Consider the following 22467-nt stretch of genomic DNA (forward strand, 5'->3'; position numbering starts at 1 on the left):
CCGGTTATGGTTTCCCGGTGAGCAACGAACCCGAGCAGACGACCGAGCCCGCACACCGCGGCGCCGTGGCGCCGCGCCACGGTCGCCAGAAGCGTCGGGCAGGCGTCGTCTTCCCGGCACTGGCGGGCGTGCTCACCATGGCCCTGGTGCTGAGCGGCGGGTACGCGGTGTTCGCCGTCAACCGCCTGCAGAGCGGGGTGACCCGGATCGACGCGATCGCCGGGGGCAAGGACCAGAAGGACGACGTCGACGGCAAGGCGCAGAACATCCTGCTCGTCGGCGACGACCACCGCCCGGACAACGCCACCCCCGAGCAGCTCGCCGAGCTGAGCACCGAGGACGACGGCGGCGCGACGAACACCGACACGATGATCGTCCTGCACATCAACGCCGACGGCAGCCAGGCGACGATGATCTCGTTCCCCCGCGACTCGTACGTCGACATCCCGAACGTCGGCAAGGGCAAGCTCAACAGCGCCTTCTACTACGGCACGCTCAACGGCGGTGGCGACACCGGTGGTGCGAAGTTGCTCATCAAGACGATCGAGAACCTGAGCGGGCTGTCGATCGACCACTACGTCCGCGTCTCGCTGCTCGGCTTCTACCAGGTGGTCAAGGAGCTCGGGCCGGTGCAGGTCTGCCTGAAGCAGGCGACGAACGACCCGTTCTCCGGGCTCGACCTGCCCGCGGGCAAGTCCTCGCTCGACGCGAAGCAGGCGCTGTCCTTCGTGCGGCAGCGGCACGGTCTGCCGAACGGCGACCTCGACCGCAACGTGCGCCAGCAGTACTTCCTGTCGCAGGAGGCCAAGAAGGTCCTGTCGGCCGGCACGCTCCTGAACCCGGTGAAGATGAACAACATCCTCGGGGCGGTCGGCGACTCGATCCAGACCGACACCGACCTGCTGTCGCTCGCCGGTCAGATGCGGAACCTGCGGCCGGCCAACATCCAGTCCGCCACCATCCCGACCCTCGGCACCCCGACCATCTACGTGAACGGATCGGCGCTGTCCATCGTCGAGGTCGACACCGTCGGCCTGCCCGCCTTCGTGCAGGGCCTGGTCGGCCAGCCCGAGGCGTACGAGAAGGCCGGTCGGTCGCAGCCCGCGAACACCGCGGTCACCGTGCTGAACGGCAGCGGCGTCGAGGGTGCGGCCACGGCGGCGGGTCAGGTGCTCACCGCGCGCGGCTTCCAGGTGGCCCCCGCCGGGTCGTCGTCGGTCACGAAGACCACGCAGGTGCAGTACCCGGCCGGTCAGGAGTCGCAGGCCAAGGCAGTCGTGTCCGCCGTGCCCGGTGCGGTCGCGGTCCGCACGGGTGCGGTCACCGGCGTCACCCTCGTCCTCGGCACGGACGGCAAGACCGCGAAGGCGCCGGCCGCGCCGAGTGCGACGGCCTCCGAGCCGGCGGCCGGTGGCTCGGACTCGGGATCGACGTCGTCGAAGCCGGCGAAGAAGCCCGCGAAGGAACCGTCGCCGAAGTCGACCGACGTGCACAACTACGGCACGGACAGCACCTGCATCTACTGATGCGAACGCCCCGGGGGCGTCGTCGGTAGGTTCGTGGGGTGACCAGCGCCGCACGCCCGATCGTCCTGATGACCTACAACATCAAGAACCCGGACCCCGCGCACGACTGGCCGGCTCGCCTGCCCGTGGTGCTCGACGTCATCCGCCGACACGACCCGGACGTGCTCTGCGTGCAGGAGGCGTTCGCCCACCAGATGGACGACCTGCGTGCCGGGCTGCCGGACCACGCCGACGTGGGGCAGGGCCGTGAGGGTGGTGTCGCCGGGGAGCATGCGGCCGTGTTCTACCGCCGCGACCGGTTCCGCCCGGCCGACGAGGGCTCGTTCTGGCTGTCGGACACCCCCGACGAGCCGGTGTCGAACACGTGGCGCAGCCTGTACCCCCGGATCGCCAACCACGCCCGGTTCCTGGACGCCGACGGGCCGGCGTTCACGCTGCTCACCACGCACCTGGACCACGAGCAGGGGCCGCACGGCGACGAGGTGCGCGGACGGAGCGCCGCGCTCATCGTCGAACGTCTGGCCGGCACCACCGGGCCGGTCGTCTTCGCCGGGGACTGCAACGAGCCGTCCGGCTCCGGTGCGGCGTCGCGGGTGTTCGCGGAGGCCGGGTTCACCGACGCCTGGACGGTCGCCGGCGACCCCGGGGACCGCACGGCCTCGTTCAACGGTTGGCAGCCGCCCGTCGACACGGGGGAGCGGATCGACTGGGTGCTGACGCGTGACGTCGAGGGGGTCGACCGTGTGGTCATCGACCACGACGGGCCGGAGACCTGGTTCGCGAGCGACCACTTCCCGGTCGTGGCGACCCTGCGCATCTGAGCAGAGCGGGCCCGGCGGTCCGGTCGGTGGCTGCAGGGTCCGGCCGGGAGCTGCGCGGTCCGGTCAGCAGGTGCGCTGTGCGTGCACGGGCATCGGCGACCCGATCACCGTGACCGTGGTGTCGTTCGTCAACGCGGACACCCCGTTCGTGCCGTTCCCGTTCCCGTCGCTGTCGCCGTCGCCGTTCCCGTCGCCGCCGTCATCGCCGTCGGCACCGTGGCGGTCCGCGGCATCGGCGTCACGGCGCTCGTCCGGGTCACTGCGCGCGTCGCGGTCGTCCCCGGCGCGCATGTCGCCCCACCCCTCGTCCAGCAGCAGCTGCCAGGCGCGGGAGTCGTCGGAACCGTACGAGACCCGTTCGGAGCGGGGTGCGTCGGCGATCTCGTCCGCGATGTCGTCGCCCACCTGGACGCCGTGCGGACCGGTCAGCTCGATGTCGTCGCCGAGTCGGCTGCGCACCGAGTCGCGCAGCACCCGGACCTCGACCGCGTTGCCCGCCCGGGCATCGGTCAGCAGCGCCGCCACGCGCAGTGCGCCGCCCCACGTGGAGGTCGTGCCGGCCGGGAAGCACGCGCCCCCATCGCCCTCGGCCGTGCGGGTGCGCGTCGGGGTGCCGAGCAGCCGGTCGAGCAGGGTCACCGTGAGGTCGGAGTCGCGCATCGACGACTCGACGACGGTCCGGCGGCCGTCACGGAGCACCAGCGCCTCGGCGTCGAGCTCGATCGAGTCCACGCGGCGCAGCTCCGACGCCGAGACGTGGACCGGTGCGGCGTCGTGCACGGTCTCGGCGGCTGCGGCTGCGGCGGTGTCGGCGCCGGACCCGGTCGCACCACCGGTGGTCAGCGCGCTGGCCGAACCGACCAGCACGGCGGCGCCGAGCGCCAGCAGGGTCCGAGGAGTCACCGTAGAACGGTACGACCGTCACGCGACCACAACGACAGGTGTTACCGAATCGGAGCCGGGCCGTCACCGGACCGTGACATTCGCGGACACCGGGGGACAGCCTCCTGGACGGCCCGGGGCGACCCCCTGCGTACCGTCGGCGGCATGACGGACCAGCAGAACGACCAGACCGGGCCTGCCCAGGGTGCGCTCGACCAGTACTCCATGCAGGACCCCACGAAGCTGTACGCCGACAAGAAGCCCGACGAGCAGTACCTCGAGGGTGCCGGCACGGACGAGGAGATGGCGAAGAACGTCCCCGCCGACCACGGCGAGGACACCTACCGCGGCTCCGGGCGCCTGACCGGCCGCAAGGCCCTCGTCACCGGCGGTGACTCCGGCATCGGCGCCGCCGTCGCCATCGCCTACGCCCGCGAGGGCGCCGACGTGGCGATCTCGTACCTGCCCGAGGAGCAGGAGGACGCCGACCGCATCGTCGGGCTCATCGAGGCCGCCGGTCGCAAGGCCGTCGCGCTGCCCGGTGACATCACCTCGCTCGAGTTCTGCGAGCAGCTCGTCGCCGACGCGGTCGAGCAGCTCGGTGGTCTGGACATCCTGGTGAACAACGCCGGCAAGCAGCAGAACGTCGACGACATCACGAAGATCTCCGACGAGGAGTTCGACGAGACCTTCAAGACGAACGCCTACGCGACGTTCCGGATCACGAAGGCCGCCGTGCCGCACCTGCAGCCGGGCTCGACGATCATCAACACGACGTCGATCCAGGCGTACGCGCCGTCGCCGCACCTGGTGCACTACGCGGCCACCAAGGCGACCGTGAACAACATGGCGAAGGGCCTCGCCGCGCAGCTCGCACCGAAGGGCATCCGCGTCAACGCCGTCGCCCCGGGTCCGATCTGGACGCCGCTGCAGCCCGCAGGCGGCCAGCCGCCGGAGGCGCTGCCCTCCGCCGGTGAGCAGACCTACCTGGGCCGCTGGGGTCAGCCGGCCGAGCTCGCGCCCGCCTTCGTCTTCCTGGCGAGCGGCGAGTCGTCGTACGTCGTCGGTGAGACCCTGCACGTGGACGGCGGGATGCCGACGCCGTAGGGCGCGTTCCACGAGCGAGCGAGCGATCGCACGGGAGGCGCGGTGCCGGTGGGCACCGCGCCTCCCGTCGTGCTCCGGGTCGCGTCTGTCGCCCCGCCGGGGTCAGCAGGTGACCGAGCGTGCCAGCCGTTCGAGCAGCTCGCGGGCGGAGAGTGCGGCGGCGAGCTCGACCTCGACCGGGTTGATCCCGATCGCGTGCTCGAGGGCCCGGCGTCGGGCCTGCTCGGCGATCGGCACCTCGGGGCGCTGCGGCAGCACGGCGATGGCCTGAGCCGCTGCCTCGAACGCACCGGCCGGGCGACCGAGTTGCTCCCACATCGTGCGGACGTCGTGCGCCACCTGGTCCGGATCGCCACCGAACTCGAACCCGGCCGAGGCCATGGTCGCCAGGCCCTGCGCGGTCGGATCGTTCGGCGTCATGTCCGACATCGTCACACGCGAGGCCGCGGACCCGCTGGGCACCGGGAGGTCTGTCCCCCCTTGTGCCGACACCCGTACCGGGGATTCTGGTGTCCCCCGTTCTGCGTTTGGATGGACGTGCCCCGGACCCGGGGTGACACGGACAGGACGTCCGGGGACGACGGAGGGCACGATGCTCGAACACACCAGCGCCGACACGCACGCTGCGGCTGCCGCGGCGGCGACCCTGCACCTCCGGATCACCATCGTGGGTGCCACCGTCGACCTGCTCCGCGACGTCCCGTTCCACGAGGCACGGCCCGTGCAGGTCGCCGAGCGGATGGGCATCTCCGTCGCCGAGCTCGAGCAGCACTTCCCGTCGTGGGACGGCTTGGTGCTCGCCGCGGTGGACCGCTGGAGCGGTGCCCGGATGGACGAGGTCACCCACGAGGTGGCGGACGGCTCGACCGTCGACCTGCTCCGCGCGATCGTCGCCTCGAACGCCGAGGACCCCGCGCTGATGCGGCTGTTGGTCGCCCTGCTGTCGGTCGCGGGCAACCCGGCGCACCCGATGGCGCCCTACCTGCGGTCGCGGTACCAGCTGTTCTGGGCGCAGATCACGCGCGGTCTCGAACGCGACATCGCGACGGGCCGCGCGCCGCACACGATGGACCCGCGGCGCGGCGCCGAGCAGCTCATCGCCCTGTACGAGGGGCTGCAGCTGCAGTCCCTGCTCCGTGCGGAGCTCGACCTCGTGCCGGCGTTCGACCGCGCGGTCGCCCGACTCGAGCGCGGCTGGATGGAGCGGTACGAGCCGTCGGCCGCCCGTCGGCACGCGACCTGGGACGACGACGACTCGGGCAGCTGGCAGCTCTGAGGCGCTTCGTCCGCGGAACGCATCGCTCCGTCGGCTCCGAGCACCGACCGGGTACTCGGTTGATGTCGACGGAAGGAACCGACATGGCAGCACCGAACCCCATCCAGGTCCAGAAGTACCTGAGCGGCATCGACTACCCGGCATCGAAGGACGACGTCGTCTCGACGGCGGAGCAGGAGGGCGCGCCGGACGACGTGCTCGAGGCGCTCCGGGCGATCCCGGACGGCGAGTACGACGCCCCGACCGCGGTGTCGAGCGCCGTCTCCGACGCCGGCTGAGCGCGGACGCGCGGGCTCGTGCTCGCGTGGGCTCGTGCCCGAGTGGGCTCGTGCCCGAGCGGGCTCGTGCCCATCGAGTGAGCAGAAGACGTCGGGTGGCGCGACCGCATCCGACGTCTTCTGCTCACTCAGCGGCGCCGGGGCCGCTCAGGGCGTGTCGGAGCGCGTGCCGCGCGGCACCGAGCCGTTGCCGGGGTCGTACCCGGAGTCCCGGATGACCCGGAGCGCGGTGGTGTCGCTGTGCACCGAGTGCACGACGACCCGGCGGGTGCGGCGGAGGGCGCGGCGGGCGCCCGGCGTGGCGAAGAGGCCGCCGAGCACCAGGCCCGCGCCGATCCCGAGCGCCACCGACACCGCCGCGACGAAGTCGAGCGCCGCGCTGGACGACCCCGACATGACGTTGAGCAGGGCGTTCGACACGGCGACACCGGGCAGCAGCGCCCCGCAGAACGCCGGCACCGCGATCGCCGCGACCGCCGTCCGCATCCGTACCGCGGCGTAGGTGGACAGGACGCCGAGCAGGACCGCGGCCAGGAACGTCGCCCCGAGCAGCGGGAGTCCGAGCTGGCGCAGTCCCCACAGCGCCGCACCGGCCGCCACCGAGAACACGACCGCGACGGGGATCACCCGGGCACTGGCCTGCTGCACGAAGCAGTTCGCGGCGGCCGAGACCACGGTGAGCGACAGCGACGCCCAGAGCGGCAGGGTCCGCGTGACGATGCCGGTCGGGTCGACCTCGATCGACAGCCAGTGGGTCAGGGCGATCCCCGCGGGCACCCCCACCACGATGGCGGCGATGATCAGCCCGATGTAGAACGCCCGTGCGACGGCCATCGCTCGGAAGCCGGAGATCGCGTCCTGCGCCCACGTCACCAACGACGGGTGCGGCAGCAGGAGCACGACGAGGGCGGCGACCATGGTGGCCGCTCCACCCGGGTCGAGGACCCCGGCCCAGATGGCGAGGGTGCCGATCGCCGAGGCCACGGCGCCCTGCGCCCCGGACACGAAGAACTGCGGGTAGCCGCGGCCGGTCAGCCAGCGTCCGGACACGATGATGCCGAGCATCAGCACGAACGCGCCCAGACCGGCGCGCACGCCACCACCGGCCTGCATGGCGATCGAGATGCCGAGGACGGACAGGCCGACGTCGGAGAGCCACATCGGCCACCGCGGGGGCAGGCGCAGCACGGCGACCAGGGCGTTGACCGCCGAGGTCATGTCGCGGTCGTCGTGGATCAGGTCGTCGACGATCTGGTTCGCCCGCGCCAGCTTGTCGAGGTCGGACCCGTCGGAGCGCACGGTGCGGACCTTCACGAGCGGTGGGACGTCGGCGGGGGCGTACTGGATCGTCACCGAGCTGCCGGAGAAGTCGAGGTCGAGCGGCGCGAGGTTCCACTTGGTCGAGACGGCGACGACGGCGGTCTCGACGCTGCGGGTGTCCGCGCCCGAGGCGAGCATCACCTCGGCCAGGTCGAGGCAGAAGTCGACGATCTGCTGCGCCGTGTACTGGTCGCGCCCCTTGGCGTCGGGTTCGACGTGCTCGTAGATCGTGCCGCGCAGGCGGGCACGGGCGTCGCGCAGGTCGTGCTGCGCCAGGTTGCGGCGGCGTGGCCGGGGCGGACGGCCCGGCTTGTGCGGGCCAGGGGGGTGCTGCTCGGCCATCAGGCCATCGTGCCAGCCGAGGCGGCCCGAGTCCGGACGTCCGCTGAGCGACGGACGGGAGGCCCGGTGCCAGCTGGCACCGGGCCTCCCGTCCGTCACGTGGTGACGCTGGCCGCCGCGTCTACTGCTCGAGCGTCGCGTGCAGCGTGATCTCGACGCCGGTGAGCGCCTTGCTGACGGGGCAGGTGGCCTTGGCGTCCTCGGCGGCCTTGAGGAAGGTGGCCTCGTCGATGCCGGAGACCTCGCCGCTGACCGTCAGGGCGATGCCGGTGAGCTGGAAGCCGCCCGCCGGGTCCGGGCCGAGCGAGACGTCTGCCTTGACGTCGAGGGCCTCGACGGTGCCGCCGGCCTCGCCGAGGACGGCGGAGAACTGCATGGCGTAGCAGGCCGAGTGCGCGGCGGCGATGAGCTCCTCGGGGCTCGTGGTGCCACCGGCCTCGTCAGCGGCGCGCTTCGGGAACGAGACGTCGTACGTGCCGACCTTGGAGCTCGAGAGCTCGACCTGACCGGAACCGTCGTTGAGACCGCCGTTCCAGGCGGTGCGTGCGGTGCGAGTGGGCATGCCCGCTCCTTTCGTGTGGGGTGCGGCCCCGAGCGGGACCGCCGCAGCCGAGTCAATCGGAGAACGACCGTTCTCGCAACCGGCTCACGGGGAAGACGCAGGTCTGCCCTACGATCGGGCGCATGGGGGACAGCAACACGACCGGCTTCCGCGCGTCCGTGCTCCGGCAGGGTCCGGTGGACGTGACGAACCCGGTGGTCGCCTGGCTCCGGTTCTGGACGCAGGGGTGGCGGTTCCACGGGCGGGCGAGCCGCTCGGAGTTCTGGTGGGTCATCGCGCTCGAGTTCGCCGTGACCACCGCACTCCTGGCCTGGCTGACGACGGACGGAACCGGGCGCTGGCAGTTCTTCGCGGACCCGTTCGGCATCGTGCCCTCGCCGCAGGTCGCCCTGCACCTGCTCGGTGGTGACCGAGGATGGTCCTTCGGCTACGGCAGCGGCCGCTCGGTGGTGCCGGAGGCCCGCGACGTCGTGGTCGTCGTGGGGCTGCTCGTCACCGCGGTCCCGCGTTGGTCGCTGCTCGTGCGGCGACTGCACGACCGTGACCACACCGGCCTGTGGATCCTGCTCCTCGTCTTCACCGGGCCGATCGGGTGGCTCGTGGTGACGATCATGGTGGCGCTGTCGTCGCGTCCTGGTGGTGCGCGGTTCGACCGCGGTCTGTTCGCCGGGCGGCGAGGCTCGGAGGAGCCTGCGCAACAGGCGTTGCCCTCAACAACAGGTGTAGCGTGAGGGGCGATCAAAGGAGAACCCCATGCGCGCCGTCGTGTTCGAGCAGTACCAGACCTTCCCGTCCCTGACGGACGTCCCGAAGCCGACACCCGGGCCGGGTGAGGTCCTGCTGAAGGTCGCCGGAGCCGGAGCGTGCCACTCCGACGTCGCCGTGTACCGCGAGTTCCAGCAGGGGCAGCCGGGTGCACAGGCGCCCGCGTTCGTGCTCGGCCACGAGAACTCCGGGTGGGTCGAGGCCGTCGGCGACGGGGTCACCGGGTTCACCGTGGGGGACGCCTACCTGGTGTACGGCCCGGTGGGTTGCGGGCACTGCTCGTACTGCTCCAAGGGGCAGGACACCTACTGCGAGAACGCGGCGACGAACCCCTACATGGGCATCGGCCTCGGGCGCGACGGCGGCATGGCGGAGTACGTGACCGTGCCCGCGCGGAACCTGGTGCCGCTCGGCGACGCCGACCCGATCGCCGCCGCACCGCTCAGCGACGCCGCCCTCACGCCGTACCACGCCATCAAGAACTCCCTGCCGAACCTGGCCGGTGGTGGTCGCTTCGCGCTCGTCGTCGGGCTCGGCGGCCTCGGGCAGATCGCCGTGCAGATCCTCACCGCGCTCACCGGCGCGACGGTCATCGCGACGGACATGAAGCAGGACGCGATGGACCGCGCCGCCGCCCGCGGGGCGATCACCGTCCCCGGCGGACCGGACCAGGCGGAGCGCATCCGCGAGATCACCGGCGGACGCGGTGTCGACGCGGCCTTCGACTTCGTCGGTGCCACCCCCACCATCAAGGTCGCGCAGGCGTCGATGGCGGTCGGCGGCCGCTTCACCGTCGTCGGGATCGCCGGCGGCACCACCGAGTGGAACTTCTTCTCGACGCCGTACGAGTCGACGATCACGAACACGTACTGGGGCACCATCGAGGACCTGCACGAGGTCGTCGCGATGTACCGCGCGGGGCAGATCGTCCCCGACGTCGAGCGGTACGCACTGTCCGACGCGCTCGAGGCGTACCGGAAGCTCGAGGCGGGCGAGCTCTCGGGCCGCGCGGTGGTCGTCCCGACGCTCTGACGGGCAGCGCCCGCCGCACCCTTGACGGGTGTCGCGGGCGGGGCGATCCTTGCCCGCATGAGCCTGTTCATCAGCTGCCCGGTCGAGAGCGTCGAACGCGCGACCGCCTTCTACAGCGCACTCGGCTGGACGAAGGACACCACGATGTCCGGCGACGACGTGTCGTGCTTCGCGATCACGCCCGGCCAGTTCGTCATGCTCGCCAGCCGTGCGGTGTACGCGAGCGTCGGCGGGACCGAGGACCTCGTCGGCGGCCCGGACACCCCCTCGAAGGTGACGGTCTCGTTCGACCTGGACAGCCGCGAGGCGGTCGACGACCTGGTGGAGCGAGCCGCCGCTGCCGGGGGCCGGGTCGGGGACACCGACGACCTGCCGTTCATGTACCAGCGCCAGTTCGACGACCCCGACGGGTACCACTACTCGCCGTTCTGGATGAAGCCGGGAACGGGACCGACGCCCTGACGGCGACCGCGACCGTCCCCCGGCGCCCCCGCCCCGGGCGTCAGCGCCCCGCGGCGTAGCCCTGCGCGCCCCGCGGGTTCGCGGCGGCACCGAGGACGCCGGTCGACGGGTCGCGGGTGACGCAGGAGAGGCGACCCAGTGACCAGTCGCCGGCGCGCGTGACGACGTGACCACGGGCCTCCAGACCGGCGATCACCGCGTCGCCGAGCCGGTCCTCGACCACGAGCCCCGCCGGCTCCCACGTGCGGGGCCAGAACGACCCCGGGAACGACGTGGTGTGCAGTGCCGGGGCGTCGACGGCCTGCTGCGGGGAGTACCCGCCCACGATCCAGCGCAGCAGGAACAGCAGCTGCCACTGGTCCTGCTGGTCACCGCCGGGAGAACCGAGCGCAGCGACCGGCTGCCCGTCGCGGAGCACCAGGGTCGGGGTTAGCGTCGTGCGGGGGCGCTCGCCGGGCCGCAGTGTCGAGGCCGTGCCCGGTTCGAGCCACGTCATCTGCAGGCGCGTGCCGAGGCAGAACCCGAGTTCGGGGATCGTCGGTGAGGACTGCAGCCAGCCGCCGGACGGTGTCGCGCTGACGATGTTGCCCCAGCGGTCGACGACGTCGATGTGGCACGTGTCCCCGCGGGTCTCCCCGTCCGGGGCCACGAACGGCTCGCCGCGGTCCTCGACCGGGGCGGCCGGCGGGACCTCGGTGTCGGCTCCGGCAGCACGGGTGACCTGCACGGTCGGCTCACCCACGCCCACCGACCCGGCGGCGTCGTACGCGGTGCGGACGGGCGGCATCGCGTGCTCGACCCCGGGGATCGTTCCGGGGCGGAGGTCCGCGGACGCCCGCTCGCCGATCAGCGTGCGGCGCTCGTCGGCGTAGGTGTCGGAGAGCAGCACGTCCATCGGGACCGCGCCGTCGCCGTAGAACGCCTCGCGGTCGGCGAGGGCGAGCTTCTGCGCCTCGACGATCGTGTGGGCCCCGACCTCGGTCGACGGGTCGAGCAGGGCGTCGTCGAACGGTTCGAGCAGCCGGAGGGTCTGCAGCAGTGCCGGCCCCTGTCCCCACGGCCCGGTCTTGGCGATCGTGCAGCCGCGGAACTCGACGGTCGTCGCCGGCTCGTACGACGCGCGGAACGCCGCCAGGTCCGATGCCCGGAGGACCCCCGCGTGGTCGGTCCCGGACGCGTGCCGGTGCGGTTCTCGGACGAACCGGTCGATCGCCTCGGCGACGAACCCCTCCGCCCACTCGGACCGGGCCGCGTCGATGCGGGCGGTCCGGCTGGCGGCACCGCCACCGGCCTCGACCAGCCGGTCCAGCACGGAGGCGAGCGCCTCGTTGCGCACCAGGTCCCCGGGGACCGGCACCGTGCCTCCCGGCAGCCACCGCGTGGCGGAGGTGGGCCAGTGCAGCCGGAACAGGTCCTGCACGGCGGTGATCGTCCGGACCACCGCGGGGGCGACCGGATGACCGTCGCGGGCGTACCCGACGGCGGGCGCGAGGACGTCGGCCAGTTCCCACGTGCCGTGGTCGCGGAGCAGGAGCAGCCAGGCGTCGACCGCGCCCGGGACGGTCGCGGCGAGGGCGCCGGAGCCGGGGACGAGGTCGAGGCCCTCGGCGCGGTAGTGCTCGGGGGTCGCGCCGGCGGGGGCCGGACCCTGCCCGACCAGCACCGTCGGCGACGGGTTCGAGGCCGTCGCGAAGACCGCCGTCAGGTCGCCTCCCGGGCCGTTGAGGTGTGGCTCCACCACGTGCAGCACGAAGGCCCCGGCGACGGCCGCGTCGAACGCGTTGCCGCCGCGCTCGAGCACCGACTGCGCGGTCGCCGTGGCGATCCAGTGCGTGGACGCCGCCATGCCGAACGTCCCCTGCAGGTCGGGCCGCGAGGTGTGGTGTGCGGGCGGGACGAAGGCGGGGTTCGGCGTCGGCATGGCCCCATCCTGTCCCCGGGCGGCGTGCCGGCACCAGGCACCCCCCTGTCAAGGGGTTGTGCGCCCCGCGCAGAAAAGCGAACATCGTTCGGCGACTCGTACAGGGCGAGCGCCGAACGCCCGTGCGCTCGCACGGTCGGTTCCAGGGCAGGGGATCCATGACCACCACTCCGTCGACCGTCGCACGCGCGCGCCGACTCCCACGCATCGCCGGTGCCGTCACGGCACTGGCCCTGGCGGCGGGGGCGCTCGTCGCGACCGCAGAGCCGGCCGCGGCCTCGGCCGTCTGGGTCGGTTCGGCCCCGGCCGGCACGAAGCTCGTCCCCGGCGACCAGGTGACGTCGCCGAACGGCCAGTTCAAGCTCATCATGCAGGGCGACGGCAACCTGGTGGAGTACGGCATCGGCAACCGCGTGCTGTGGGCGTCGAACACGGCCGGCAACTCCGGTGCGATCGCCGTGGTCGGCAAGAACCGTGCCCTCGACATCACCAAGAACGGCAAGCGCATCGCCCGCTGGGCCTCGGCAGGGTCGGTGAACTCGACCGCGCTGAAGGTCCGCGCCGACGGCACGATGGCGCTCCTGGCCGGCAAGACCGTCGTCGTGAGCTGGACCGGGTACCAGGACCGTGTCGCCTCGGGCAACACCATCCTGGGCGGCACCGTCCTGCGCTCGGACGAGGGCTCGTCGCGCACGCTGAACATGCGCACCGACGGCAACCTCGTGCAGAAGCAGAACGGCAAGGTCGTCTGGCAGTCGCGCACCGGTGGCCACCGCGGCGCCTGGGCGGAGCTGCAGACCAAGGGCAACTTCGTCATCTGGACGCGCGACGCCTCGCGCAAGAAGGTGGCGCTCTGGAGCTCGCGCACGAGCACGGCCGGTTCGGGCAACCTGCTCGTGCAGGTCGACGGCAACGTCGTGCTCTACGGCGCGAAGGACACCCGCGTGTGGTCGAGCCGTCCGGTCACCGGCCTGGCCTGGCCCGTCAACGGCACGAAGATCACCGGCCGCTACGGCGACGACCGCGGCGCCGGGCACGTCCCGCGCTACCACCAGGGTGCGGACGCGCCGGTGCCCGTCGGGACCCCGGTGTACGGGTCCGGCACGGGGACGGTGACCAGGACCGTCTCGAACGACGGCGCCTACGGCAACTACGTCGTCGTGACCTACGGGATGACGGCGGTGCTCATTGCGCACCTGAGCAAGATTCAGGTGAAGCAGGGGCAGATCGTGAAGCTCGGCACCGAGATCGCGAAGTCCGGCAACACCGGGCAGTCGACCGGGCCGCACATCCACGTGGAGACGCGGCGGAACGGCACGCTGGTCGACCCGCTGAAGAACATGCACTTCCGCTGACGCGGGGTGGGCGCGCGGGGTGCGTGCGTGCGGGTGCGTGCGCGACGTTCGCTTCGTGAGCAGGAATGGTCGGGTCGCCGTCGAGCACCCGACCATTCCTGCTCACCGAGTGCGGGCGATCCCGCACCATGCGCGGGCGCGCGGCACGACGCCACGGCTAGCCTTGTCGGGATGAGGGAGCGCGGCGGACCACGGGCGGCGGCGAGCGACGGGGAGACCGCGTGACGGGCCCCCCGACAGGGCCCGACGCCGAAGCCGTCCTGGCCGCGTTCGCTCGCACCACCGGCGACGTCGCCGCGGCCCGCAGGGTCGCACGGCAGTTCTCCGACCTGGACGAGGGGGAGCGCTCGGCGCTGCTCTGGAGCGAGGACGACGGCGCGAAGCTCGTGGCCGTCCTGCTGCTCGTCCAGGCGATGCGGGCGCACCCCGACCCGGAGCTGACCGACGAGTACCTGTCGGCGGCGAAGGCCGAGCGCTTCGCGGACCCGGTGCTCGTCGACCTGGCTGCCGAGGAACTCGTCGGCGCCCCGCTCGTGGGCGGGTCGACCGGGCCGTTGTTCGCGCTCGTGAAGTCCGACGTGGCGATGGTCCGGCGGATCGCGATCGTGGCGACGCTGGCGTTCGCGAAGCAGGGCGACGCCGAGGTGCCGCTCGGCATCGCCGGCCGGCTGGTGCGGGAACGGGGCGAGACGGTGCAGTCGGCCCTCGGGTGGGTCCTGCGCGAGACCGGCAAGCGGGCGTCCGAGGGGGCACTCGTGGCGTTCCTCGAGAAGAACGGTCGGTTCCTGAGCGTGGCGGCCCGGCGGACGGCGACCGAGCACCTGCCACCGGCGGACCGCGACCGCCTGCGCGGCTGACCGTCCGGCACATCGGCACATCGGCACACCGGCGCACCGGCACCGCACCTTCACCGCCACGTCGACACGCCGACACGCCGCGCCGAGGTCGCAACCGCCATCTCGCGACCCTGCGCTGGGAACCGACTGCGCAGTCCGCCCAACCGACCACATGGTCGGTTACGGTCGGATCGTGACCCAGACCAGCACCACCCCGACCCACCGCGCCTCCGTCCGTGAGTGGGCATCCCTCGGCGTCCTCACCCTGGCCGTCGTGCTCCTGGCGATCGACGGCACCGTGCTGGCGCTGGCGGTGCCGTCGCTCACCGCCGACCTCGACCCGACCGCCACCCAGGTGCTCTGGATCGGCGACGTCTACTCCTTCGCGCTCGCCGGGCTGCTCGTCACGATGGGCAACGTCGCCGACCGGATCGGCCGCAAGCGGCTGCTGCTCATCGGCTCGGTCGCCTTCGGGCTGGCATCGGCCGCCGCGGCGTTCGCGTCGAGCCCCGAGCTGCTCATCGCCGCGCGGGCGCTCCTCGGCATCGCGGGTGCCACCCTGATGCCCTCGACGCTGTCGCTGGTGCGGACCATCTTCCGCGACCCCCGGCAGCGCACCACCGCCATCGCGGTCTGGTCGGCCGGCGCGACCGGTGGGGCCGCCGCCGGACCGCTCGTCGGCGGGGCACTGCTCGAGCACTTCTGGTGGGGGTCGGTGTTCCTCATCAACATCCCGGTCATCGCCGTGATCGTCGTCGCCGGGGCGTTCCTGCTGCCCGAGTCGCGCGGCGGCGCCCGGACTCCGATCGACCTGCTCTCCGCCGTGCTCTCGGTGCTGGCGATCGTGCCGCTGGTGTACGCCGTCAAGCACCTCGCCGGGCACGGGTTCGACTGGACGGTGCCGGTCGCCGCGATGGTCGGCCTCGGTGCGGGCTGGTGGTTCGTCCGACGGCAGGCGCGCCTGACCACGCCGCTCATCGACCTGCAGCTGTTCCGGATCCCGGCGTTCTCGGGCGCGGTGATCGCGAACTCGCTGTCCGTCTTCGCGCTGAGCGGTCTGCTGTTCTTCTTCTCGCAGTACCTGCAGCTGGTGCGCGGGTTCACCCCGCTGCTGGCCGGTGCGGCGGAGCTCCCGGCGGCCCTGGCGTCCATCGCGGTCATCGCCGTGATCGGCCTGCTCACCCGGTACGTCGGTCCGGGGCGGTCCATCGGCCTCGGGCTCGCGGTGGCCGCGGTCGGCATGGCCGGACTCGCGTTCGCCGAGGGCCTGCCGACGTACTGGGGGATCGCGATCGCGCTCGCCGTGGTGGGCATCGGTGTCGGGGTGTCGATGACGCTGGCGACCGACGCGGTTGTCGCCGCGGCACCACGGGAACGCGCAGGCGCCGCGTCGGCGATCTCGGAGACCGGTTACGAGCTCGGCGTCGCGCTCGGCATCGCGGTGCTCGGGTCGCTGCAGACCGCGTTCTACCGGTCGTCGCTGGACCTGTCGGGCGAAGGCCTGGGCGCCGGGATCACCGACCGGGTGCGGGAGTCGCTGGCGTCGGCGACGCAGGCGCTGCAGCCGGGCTCGCCCGTGCTCGAGCACGCCCGCGACGCGTTCACCGGCGGCATGCAGCTCGCCTCGGTCGGCGCCGCCGTGCTGCTCGCCGTCGCGGCCGTCGTCGCACTCCGGGTGATCCCGAACCGGCAGGATGGACCGCATGACCTCTGACCGCCCCACGGGGACCACGAGCACGGGTGTCGTCCGCGCCGGTACCGACGGTTCCCGTGACCGGGACCGCACCCGGCAGGCGGTGCTCGAGTCGGCGCACCGGCTGCTCGCCGAACGGGGTACCCGCGTGAGCGTCGCCGAGATCGCGTCGGACGCCGGCGTCTCGAAGAGCGGGTTGCTGCACCACTTCCCGTCGAAGGACGAACTCCTGCTCGCGGTCGTCGAGCACGGACTGGCCGCGTTCACCGACGAGGTCCTGCGCCACGTGGACCTCGCCGAGAACCGTCCGGGCAAGGTCCTGCGCGCCTACGTCCGGACGCTCTGCGGCGGCAGTGAACAGGCGATGGAGCTGTTCGCCCCCTCGTCGCACTGGACCGGGCTGATGAGCGTCCCCGGGATCGCTGCGGTCGTCGCCGAGGACGCCGAGCACTGGCGGACGCTGTTCGCCCGCGACGGCCTGCCCGAGGACCGCACGCTCGTGGTCCGGCACGCGGCCGAGGGGCTCGCTGCCGCGGCCGGCATGCCGCCCTACCTGGACGAGCGGGAACTCGCGGTGGCGCGGGACGCGCTGCTCGCGCTGGCAGAACCCGCCTGACCCGACGGCCGGGAGGCCCGGTGCGCGTCCGTCCCGCGCCGCACGCCCGTCAGGGGGCCGTTCCGTCCCGGCGGGCGCGCGGATCCGCGCGCGAGGGGAGCCCGGGGCTGGGAGCGTCCACGGGACGGGCGCGTACCGAGGAGGGGAACGCGAGTCGTGCCTCCAGGCCGGCTCGAATCGACCACGAGAGGAACGCGACGTGCGCGCACTGACCTGGCAGGGCACCGAGAAGGTGTCCGTCGAGACCGTCCCCGACCCGACCATCCAGGAGCCGACCGACGCGATCGTGCGGATCACCTCCACGGCGATCTGCGGCTCCGACCTGCACCTGTACCGGGTGCTCGGCCCGTACATCGACCGCGGTGACGTGCTCGGCCACGAGCCGATGGGCATCGTGGAAGAGGTCGGGTCCGCCGTCACGAACCTGAAGGTCGGCGACCGCGTCGTCGTGCCGTTCAACATCTCCTGCGGCCACTGCTGGATGTGCCAGCACGGTTTCCAGTCGCAGTGCGAGACCACCCAGGTGAAGGAGTACGGCACCGGCGCCTCGCTCTTCGGGTACACGAAGATGTACGGCCAGGTCCCCGGCGGCCAGGCCGAGTACCTCCGCGTGCCGCACGCCGACTACGGGCCCATCAAGGTGCCGGACACCGGCGCGGACGACCAGTGGCTGTTCATGAGCGACATCATCCCGACCGCGTGGCAGGCCGTGCAGTACGCCGAGGTGCCGGAGGGCGGCACGCTCGCGGTGCTCGGTCTCGGCCCGGTCGGGCAGTTCGCCGCCCGCATCGGCAAGCACCTCGGGTACCGGGTGCTCGCCGTCGACCCCGAGCAGGTCCGCCGTGACCTGGGCGCGAAGCACGGCATCGAGGTGTTCGACCTCGACGACGACATGGTGTCGAAGCTCGTCGACCTGACCGACGGCCGCGGACCCGACGGCGTCGTCGACGCGGTCGGCATGGAGGCGCACGGCAACGCCGTCGCCGGGTTCGCCCAGCGCGCTGCCGGGCTGCTGCCCGACAAGCTCGCGCAGAAGGCCATCGAGACCGCCGGCGTCGACCGACTGGCCGCCGTGCACGCGGCGATCGACCTCGTGCGCCGTGGCGGCACCGTCTCGCTGAGCGGTGTCTACGGCGGCATGGCCGACCCGATGCCCATGATGACGCTGTTCGACAAGCAGATCACGATCCGCGAGGGACAGTGCAACGTCCGTCGCTGGGTCGACGACCTCATGCCGCTCGTGTCCGACCCCTCGGACCCGCTCGGCACGCTCGACCTGACCACGCACCGGGTCTCCCTGGAGGACGCCCCGCACATGTACTCCGTCTTCCAGAAGAAGGAGGACGGCTGCATCAAGGTCGTGCTCGACCCCGCGATGGCCTCGGCCTGATGCGCGTCGTCGTCGTCGGCGCGACCGGCAACGTCGGGACGGCGGTGCTCCGTCGGCTCGCGACCGCACGCGCCGGCGGCGACGGTGAGCACGTGGCGGACACGGCCGGCGGCGGAGCACAGGGGGCGGTCGCGGCCGGCGTCGGCGGGGTCGAGATCGTCGGCGTCGCCCGTCGGCTGCCCGACCTGCGGGCCGAGCCGTACGCCGCCGCCCTGTGGCACGCCGTCGACATCGGTGCGCCCGACGCGGTCGGGCAGCTCGCCGCGGTGTTCCAGGGCGCGGACGCCGTGATCCACCTGGCGTGGGCACTGCAACCGACGCACGACATCCCCGCGCAGCGCCGGACGAACGTCACGGGCACGGCGAACGTGCTCGACGCGGTGGCGCGGGCCGGCGTGCCCCAGGTCGTCATCGCGTCGTCCGTCGGTGCCTACCGCGGCGTGGACGTCGACGGCAAGCGGACCCCGGTCGACGAGAGCTGGCCGGCCGACGGCATCCCGACCGCCACCTACTCGATCCACAAGGCCGAGAACGAGGCCGCGCTCGACCGGTTCGAGGCCGAGCACCCCGACGTCGTCGTGACCCGCCTGCGCCCCGGGCTCATCTTCCAGCGGGAGGCCGCCGCCGAGATCCGCGGGCTGTTCCTCGGACACCTCGTCCCCATGTCGATCGTCCGGTGGGTGCGGTGGCTCGTGCTGCCCCTGCCCCTGCCGTTCGTGTTCCAGGCGGTGCACGCCGACGACGTCGCCGACGCCTTCTGGCGCACGGTCGACCGACGTGCCGGTGGCGCCTTCAACATCGCGGCGTCGCCGGTGCTCAACCCGCCCCGGCTGGCCAGGGCGTTCGGCATGCTCGGCGCGGTCCGCATCCCGTTGCGGCTGCTGCGCGGGATCGTGACGCTGACGTGGCGGCTGCGCCTGCAGCCGACGGACGCCGGCTGGATCGACATCGCGGCGGGCGTCCCGATCATGCGGACGGACCGTGCCCGGTCCGTGCTCGGTTGGGAGGCCCGGCACACCTCCGAAGACTCCCTGCGTGCGCTGGTGGCCGGGTTCGCAGACGGTGCGAACGTGCCGGGATCGGGGCCGCTGCGCGGCTGACGCACGGCCGCAGCCGTCCCCCTCGCGCTACGCTCGGCTCGTCAGAGTGGGTTCGGCGGCGTGGATTCGTCGGAGCGGGTCCGTCGGAGCGGGAAGGGGACTGCCGTGGTGCTCGGTGGACTGGCGTTCGGTGAGATCGAGGGGCCGGAGGGGTCGGAGGCGTCCGACCTGTTCAGCGGGTGGTTCGGCGTGGCCTTCGGTGTCGTCGCCGCCCTGATGCTCCTGACCACCCTGACGATCGTCCTGGTGACGCTCTACCGGGGCAAGCGCATGGCCGACCGGGGGCAGAACCCGTTGACCGTGCAGGAGGACCTGGCGCACCGAGCGATGCAGAGCCGGACGCTCGCGCCGGACACGCCCCTGGAACAGCGGCTCGCCGAGCTCGACGACCTGCACGCCCGCGGGGTGATCTCCGACGAGGAGCACCGCAGGGCACGGGCCGAGGCGTTGCGCGGACGATGACGGGACCGGGACCGGGACCGGGCAGTGCGGGTCGTGGCGTGGGAGGCACGAGCATCCCGGACTTCGACGTCGAACCCGCCGTCGGACCGCGCTTCTTGCCGCGCGTCCTCGGCGTCGTCTCCGCCGTGACCGGTGCGCTCGCCGTCATCGGCTGGCCGGTGCCCGTCGTCTCGCGGCACGCCCGCTCGGAGCACGCGTGGGAGCGGACCGTGCAGGGCGTCCAGGACTGGCTCGCGCACGACGGTTGGCGCGCCTCCGGTTCGTCCTGGCTGTACGGAGCGGCGTCGGTCGCAGCGCTGGCGGGCGCGATCACCCTGCTGCACCCCGGTTGGACGGATGCCCGGAAACTAGCCGTCGTCGTGGGGACGGCCGGCGTCCTGCTCGTGGTCGGCCTCGCGGTGCAGTGGGCGCTCGGTCTGCCGTGGTCGAACTACGGTCAGGCGTGATCGCGGTGCTGCCGACCGACCTGCTCGGAGCGTGGGACCTCCACCGCACGGTGCACGACCACCGTGCCGGGGCTTGGGGCGTCGTGACCGGGGCCACCACGCTGGCCGCTGTCACGGCCGACGAGGTGCGCTGGGACGAATCCGGCGTCATGACGTTCGACGGCCGCACGACGCCGGTGTCGCGGACCCTGCTGGTGCGGCGGTCGAGCGCGGGGTCCGACAGCTGGACCGTGCACTTCGCCGACGGTCGGGTGTTCCACGACTGGGTGTGGGGCACGAGTGTCGCCCACGCCTGCGCCCCCGACGACTACACCGGCGCCCTCGACGGCGACCAGCACCGCTGGACCGTGCGGTGGGAGGCGCTCGGGCCGGCGAAGGACTACCGACTGGACAGCGTCCTCACCCGACCCCGGGGATGACCAGCGCCGATGACCCGCGGTGCGCCCGGGTGCCGGTCCGTCGGGGGTCACGGCCAGACTGGGGGCATGGCACGCTCCTCGGGCACCGACGCCCCGCGCATCACCCTGACCGAACCCCCGGACCTGCAGGACTGGGTCCCCGCTCCCGGTGACGTCCTGACCGGCGACCGGATCGAGGGCAAGCGCATCGACGTCCTCGACCTGGCCGGTGGACGGCTGCCCGACCTGGAGATCGAGGAGTGCGTCATCGACACGCTCCGGGCCGACGACGCCGACCTGCGGGGCCTGCGGGTCCGTGACTCGCTCGTCGACGTGCTCGACGCCCCGATCCTCCGGGCGTCGAGCAGCTCGTGGCGCGAGGTCCGGGTCTCCGGCGGACGGGTCGGCTCGGCGGAGCTGTACGACGCCGGGCTGAACGGCGTCGAGTTCGTCGGCATGAAGTTCGGGTTCGTGAACCTGCGCGGGTCGACGATCACCGACGTGGTGTTCCGCGACTGCGTCATCGACGAGCTCGACATCGCCGACGCGAAGCTGCTGCGGGTGTCGTTCGACGGCAGCAGCATCCGCGCCGCCGAGGGGTCGAACACCCGCATCGACCACGTGGACCTGCGGGGTGCGGACCTGGACCGGGTCGAGCGGCTCGAGGGCTTCCGCGGGGCGACGATCGGCGCCGACCAGCTGTACACGCTCGCGCCGCTGCTGGCCGCGCAGGCCGGTTACCGCGTCGACTGACCGGCGCCGGGTCCCGCGCTCACCGACACTCCACGCCCGCCGGGGCCCGCGAACTGTCGCTCAACGCGAAACAGCGCCCGCGCCCGCGCCGGTGCCGACGCCAGCCCCGGCCAGTGCCGCTGCCAGGTCGGCCTGCACCAGGTCGCCGTGCACGGCCGCGCCCGTCTGGGAGCCCGCGGCCGCCGATGCGACCACCGTCGCCATCGGGTTCGTCACGTTGCCGGCCGCGTACACGCCGCGCACCGGCGTCTGCCCGACGGCGTCGACGGTCAGTGCCGTCGCGTACGAGAAGTCGCCCATGAACTGCTCGGTCGCCGTCAGGCCCAGGCCGGACAGGAAGTCCACCCGTGCCTCGGGTCGGCTGGCCGTGGCGAGGGCGTCGAGCTCGACCGAGGAACCGGAGACGAGTGCGACCCCGGTGAGCCGGTCGCCCTCCGAGACCACCGCGGTGACGGGGTCGGTGACGACGGGGACACCGCGTGCGGCCAGACCGGCGCGGTCGGTGTCGTCCAGCAGCGCCGGATCGGTCACGAACGCGGTCACCCGGTCGCTCAGCGCGCGGAACATCAGCACGTGGTGTGCCCCGTTCGGCGTGGTGACGAGCACCCCGATGCGCTGGTCGCGGATCTCCCACCCGTGGCAGAACGGGCAGTGCACGACGCCGCGTCCCCACTGCTCGGCCAGCCCCGGGACCTGCGGCAGGACGTCCACGGCGCCGGAGGCGACGACCAGTCGGCGGGCCGTCACGACCGCGCCGGAGTCCAGCGTGACCGAGAACCCGACCGGGTCGGCGGCGTCGCCGGTCGTGGCGGACGCGGCCACGACCCTCCCGGCCGTGACCCGGACGCCGTAGGCGGCGACCTCGTCGCGACCGATGCGGGTCAGCTCGGCCGGCGCGACGCCCTCGCGCCCGAGGTAGTTGTGGGCACCGGCCGCCGGTGCGTTGCGCGGTTCACCGGAATCGACGACCAGCACCGAACGGCGCGAGCGCCCGAGGATGAGGGCGGCGGACAGGCCGGCGGCCGAGCCGCCGATGACGATGACGTCGTGGTGATCAGACATGCGCCGATCATGCGGGCTCCCGTCGCCGACTGGCAACGAACGTTGCCGAGGTGGCAACATGG

Annotated in this window: 24 protein-coding genes; 18 read left to right on the forward strand and 6 right to left on the reverse strand. The window is 72.8% G+C overall.

Annotation, left to right across the window (positions count from 1 at the left end; genetic code table 11):
• The first annotated feature begins 17 nt into the window (after window positions 1-17).
• Window positions 18-1526 carry an LCP family protein gene (locus I8920_RS01365; protein WP_198657422.1) on the forward strand — a complete coding sequence of 503 codons (1509 nt, stop codon included), beginning with the start codon at window positions 18-20 and terminating at the stop codon, window positions 1524-1526.
• Window positions 1527-1564: 38 nt separating this feature from the next.
• On the forward strand, window positions 1565-2347 hold the full coding sequence (locus I8920_RS01370) for an endonuclease/exonuclease/phosphatase family protein (protein ID WP_198657423.1): 783 nt from the start codon (window positions 1565-1567) through the stop codon (window positions 2345-2347).
• A 63-nt stretch (window positions 2348-2410) separates the two neighbouring features.
• On the opposite strand, the gene I8920_RS01375 is transcribed toward I8920_RS01370, so the two are convergent.
• Window positions 2411-3250: a hypothetical protein gene (locus tag I8920_RS01375; RefSeq protein ID WP_198657424.1), complete on the reverse strand. Its 840-nt coding sequence runs from the start codon at window positions 3248-3250 to the stop codon at window positions 2411-2413.
• A gap of 144 nt (window positions 3251-3394) precedes the next feature.
• Between I8920_RS01375 and I8920_RS01380 the strand changes: the two genes are divergently transcribed.
• Complete coding sequence (locus I8920_RS01380) at window positions 3395-4336, forward strand: SDR family oxidoreductase (protein WP_198657425.1); 942 nt, start codon at window positions 3395-3397, stop codon at window positions 4334-4336.
• A 102-nt stretch (window positions 4337-4438) separates the two neighbouring features.
• On the opposite strand, the gene I8920_RS01385 is transcribed toward I8920_RS01380, so the two are convergent.
• Entirely contained in the window at window positions 4439-4756 is a 318-nt protein-coding gene (locus I8920_RS01385) for a hypothetical protein (RefSeq protein ID WP_198657426.1), read from the reverse strand.
• Window positions 4757-4928: 172 nt separating this feature from the next.
• Here I8920_RS01385 and I8920_RS01390 point away from each other — a divergent pair, with 172 nt between their 5' ends.
• Together I8920_RS01390 and I8920_RS01395 are read left to right on the forward strand one after the other, a co-directional pair.
• Entirely contained in the window at window positions 4929-5612 is a 684-nt protein-coding gene (locus I8920_RS01390; RefSeq protein WP_198657427.1) for a TetR/AcrR family transcriptional regulator, read from the forward strand.
• A gap of 83 nt (window positions 5613-5695) precedes the next feature.
• Window positions 5696-5890, forward strand: coding sequence for a DUF2795 domain-containing protein (locus tag I8920_RS01395; RefSeq protein WP_027467172.1), 195 nt, complete (start codon window positions 5696-5698; stop codon window positions 5888-5890).
• A 147-nt stretch (window positions 5891-6037) separates the two neighbouring features.
• Here I8920_RS01395 and I8920_RS01400 read toward each other — a convergent pair whose 3' ends face one another.
• Both I8920_RS01400 and I8920_RS01405 read right to left on the reverse strand, forming a co-directional pair.
• A complete protein-coding gene (locus I8920_RS01400; RefSeq protein WP_198657428.1) occupies window positions 6038-7552 on the reverse strand; it encodes a threonine/serine ThrE exporter family protein in 1515 nt (504 codons plus the stop codon).
• Between the two features lie 121 nt (window positions 7553-7673).
• Window positions 7674-8114 (reverse strand): OsmC family protein, encoded by a 441-nt coding sequence (locus I8920_RS01405; protein ID WP_198657429.1) that lies wholly within the window; start codon window positions 8112-8114, stop codon window positions 7674-7676.
• 122 nt (window positions 8115-8236) lie between these two features.
• Between I8920_RS01405 and I8920_RS01410 the strand changes: the two genes are divergently transcribed.
• From I8920_RS01410 to I8920_RS01420, 3 genes are read left to right on the forward strand one after another with little or no spacing between them, the layout of a single operon-like run.
• Window positions 8237-8845 (forward strand): DUF805 domain-containing protein, encoded by a 609-nt coding sequence (locus I8920_RS01410; protein WP_198657430.1) that lies wholly within the window; start codon window positions 8237-8239, stop codon window positions 8843-8845.
• A 22-nt stretch (window positions 8846-8867) separates the two neighbouring features.
• Window positions 8868-9911, forward strand: coding sequence for an NAD(P)-dependent alcohol dehydrogenase (locus tag I8920_RS01415; RefSeq protein ID WP_198657431.1), 1044 nt, complete (start codon window positions 8868-8870; stop codon window positions 9909-9911).
• A gap of 57 nt (window positions 9912-9968) precedes the next feature.
• Entirely contained in the window at window positions 9969-10373 is a 405-nt protein-coding gene (locus I8920_RS01420; RefSeq protein WP_198657432.1) for a VOC family protein, read from the forward strand.
• A gap of 40 nt (window positions 10374-10413) precedes the next feature.
• On the opposite strand, the gene I8920_RS01425 is transcribed toward I8920_RS01420, so the two are convergent.
• Window positions 10414-12294, reverse strand: a complete 1881-nt coding sequence (locus tag I8920_RS01425; RefSeq protein ID WP_442873570.1) for a gamma-glutamyltransferase family protein — start codon at window positions 12292-12294, stop codon at window positions 10414-10416.
• A 158-nt stretch (window positions 12295-12452) separates the two neighbouring features.
• Between I8920_RS01425 and I8920_RS16265 the strand changes: the two genes are divergently transcribed.
• The 10 genes from I8920_RS16265 to I8920_RS01475 all read left to right on the forward strand — a co-directional run bounded on the left by I8920_RS16265 (window position 12453) and on the right by I8920_RS01475 (window position 21343).
• Window positions 12453-13649, forward strand: coding sequence for a peptidoglycan DD-metalloendopeptidase family protein (locus tag I8920_RS16265; protein WP_198657433.1), 1197 nt, complete (start codon window positions 12453-12455; stop codon window positions 13647-13649).
• Between the two features lie 221 nt (window positions 13650-13870).
• Window positions 13871-14506: a DNA alkylation repair protein gene (locus tag I8920_RS01435; protein WP_198657434.1), complete on the forward strand. Its 636-nt coding sequence runs from the start codon at window positions 13871-13873 to the stop codon at window positions 14504-14506.
• Window positions 14507-14678: 172 nt separating this feature from the next.
• Entirely contained in the window at window positions 14679-16199 is a 1521-nt protein-coding gene (locus I8920_RS01440; protein WP_232832781.1) for an MFS transporter, read from the forward strand.
• Entirely contained in the window at window positions 16189-16794 is a 606-nt protein-coding gene (locus I8920_RS01445; RefSeq protein ID WP_198657436.1) for a TetR/AcrR family transcriptional regulator, read from the forward strand. The genes I8920_RS01440 and I8920_RS01445 overlap by 11 nt, the downstream gene beginning before the upstream one ends.
• 199 nt (window positions 16795-16993) lie before the next feature.
• Window positions 16994-18184 (forward strand): zinc-dependent alcohol dehydrogenase, encoded by a 1191-nt coding sequence (locus I8920_RS01450; RefSeq protein WP_198657437.1) that lies wholly within the window; start codon window positions 16994-16996, stop codon window positions 18182-18184.
• Entirely contained in the window at window positions 18184-19284 is a 1101-nt protein-coding gene (locus I8920_RS01455) for an NAD-dependent epimerase/dehydratase family protein (RefSeq protein WP_198657438.1), read from the forward strand. Before I8920_RS01450 ends, I8920_RS01455 begins: the two co-directional genes overlap by 1 nt.
• A gap of 105 nt (window positions 19285-19389) precedes the next feature.
• Window positions 19390-19746 (forward strand): SHOCT domain-containing protein, encoded by a 357-nt coding sequence (locus tag I8920_RS01460; protein WP_198657439.1) that lies wholly within the window; start codon window positions 19390-19392, stop codon window positions 19744-19746.
• A 38-nt stretch (window positions 19747-19784) separates the two neighbouring features.
• Complete coding sequence (locus I8920_RS01465) at window positions 19785-20192, forward strand: hypothetical protein (RefSeq protein ID WP_198657440.1); 408 nt, start codon at window positions 19785-19787, stop codon at window positions 20190-20192.
• Window positions 20189-20611 (forward strand): DUF6314 family protein, encoded by a 423-nt coding sequence (locus I8920_RS01470; RefSeq protein ID WP_198657441.1) that lies wholly within the window; start codon window positions 20189-20191, stop codon window positions 20609-20611. The genes I8920_RS01465 and I8920_RS01470 overlap by 4 nt, the downstream gene beginning before the upstream one ends.
• Before the next feature lie 66 nt (window positions 20612-20677).
• A complete protein-coding gene (locus I8920_RS01475; protein ID WP_198657442.1) occupies window positions 20678-21343 on the forward strand; it encodes a pentapeptide repeat-containing protein in 666 nt (221 codons plus the stop codon).
• Between the two features lie 60 nt (window positions 21344-21403).
• Here I8920_RS01475 and I8920_RS01480 read toward each other — a convergent pair whose 3' ends face one another.
• Window positions 21404-22405, reverse strand: coding sequence for an NAD(P)/FAD-dependent oxidoreductase (locus I8920_RS01480; RefSeq protein ID WP_198657443.1), 1002 nt, complete (start codon window positions 22403-22405; stop codon window positions 21404-21406).
• Window positions 22406-22467 lie beyond the last annotated feature (62 nt).

It is taken from the genome of Curtobacterium sp. YC1, from assembly GCF_016267665.1.
GTDB lineage: Bacteria > Actinomycetota > Actinomycetes > Actinomycetales > Microbacteriaceae > Curtobacterium.